Here is a 1350-nt window from a genome sequence, read left to right as displayed (position 1 = left end):
GCCGAAAGCGCCAGACCGATTTCATCCTTGTGGGCGCTGTCCGTCATGCGGCGGATGGCGGCGAATTTCGCGAAGGCTTCGGAGGCGGCCGCCGCATAGCCCACCGCGTCGCGTGCGCCCTGCCCCGCATAGACAACGAAAAAGACCGCGTCGAGACCGCCGTCGCGCATGCGCGGCAGATCGACCTGTACGGGCCACGCATTGCTCTTGCCGGGATCATAGATGTCGGTACCAAAACTCGTCGGGATATCGACATGGGTGTCGATGGCGATGACCGACGCGTGAATGCGCGCCGCCGTCTCTGCAATCGTCGGCGGCGGCGCATCGGAGATGAAGACCGGACGCAGTGTCCAGATCGCGCCGATGACAAGCGCAATCGCCGCCGCCACGATCGCGTATCGCGTCCAGTTGATGCGTGCCCGCCGTGCCATCGCTATCTCCGCGCCTCGATCGCGTCCCAGACGAGGCCCGCCAGATTGGCGTTGTCGAAGCGGTCGATTTCCTGAATGCCGGTCGGCGAGGTGACGTTGATCTCGGTCAGCCAGTCGCCGATCACGTCGATGCCGACGAAGATCAGCCCGCGCGCCTTCAATTCCGGTCCGATCGTCTCGCAGATTTCGCGTTCGCGCGCCGTCAGCGACCATTTCTCGGGGCGTCCGCCGACATGCATGTTGGAGCGTGATTCGCCCTCGGCTGGAACGCGGTTGATCGCACCGACGGGCACGCCGTCGACCAGGATGATGCGCTTGTCGCCCTGCCGCACTTCGGGCAGGTATTTCTGCACGATGACCGGCTCGCGGTTCATCTGACCGAAAATCTCCAGCAGCGAGTTGAGGTTCTCGTCGCCCTCACGAATGTGGAAAACGCCGATGCCGCCATTGCCGAAAAGCGGCTTGACGATGATGTCGGAGAACTCGCGGCGGAAGGCCCGGATTTCTTCCGGGTCGCGACTGATCAGCGTCGGCGGCAGCAGGCCCTTGAAGCGCACCGAAAAAAGCTTTTCCGGCGCGTTGCGCACCTCGGCCGGGTTGTTCACCACCAGCGTTTCGGGATGCACCGTTTCGAGAATATGGGTCGCCGTGATGTAGCTCATGTCGAAAGGCGGGTCCTGACGCATCAACACCACATCGAGATCGACGAGAAAGGTTTTTTCGAGACTGCCCAGGGTCGAGTGGTTGCCGACCTCGCGCCGCAACGTCATCGGCCGCATCCGCGCATAGGCGCGGCCGTCGCGCATCGAAAGGTCCTTGGGCTCGTAGTAGAAAAGCTTGTGGCCGCGGCGCTGCGCCTCCAGCCCCAATGCGAAAGTCGAATCGGCATTGATGTTGATCTGGTGGACCGGGTCCATCT

General features: G+C 62.9%; 2 protein-coding genes. Both read right to left on the bottom strand.

All coding sequences use genetic code 11. The annotated features are described in order from the left end of the window. On the bottom strand, window positions 1-431 hold a 431-nt coding region (locus WEB61_RS01965), incomplete at its 3' end, for a membrane dipeptidase (protein WP_368062651.1). A gap of 2 nt (window positions 432-433) precedes the next feature. Beyond that, window positions 434-1348, bottom strand: coding sequence for a glutathione synthase (gene gshB / locus WEB61_RS01960; protein ID WP_368062650.1), 915 nt, complete (start codon window positions 1346-1348; stop codon window positions 434-436). Window positions 1349-1350: the final 2 nt, after the last annotated feature.

Source organism: Parvibaculum sp. (assembly GCF_040882025.1).
Taxonomy (GTDB): domain Bacteria; phylum Pseudomonadota; class Alphaproteobacteria; order Parvibaculales; family Parvibaculaceae; genus Parvibaculum.
This window is presented reverse-complemented; position numbering and strand designations above follow the sequence as displayed.

Bases quoted from the DNA above. Each gene is read 5' to 3' on its own strand.
- gshB (WP_368062650.1), bottom strand. From the start codon at position 1,348: ATGGACCCGGTCCACCAGATCAACATCAATGCCGATTCGACTTTCGCA.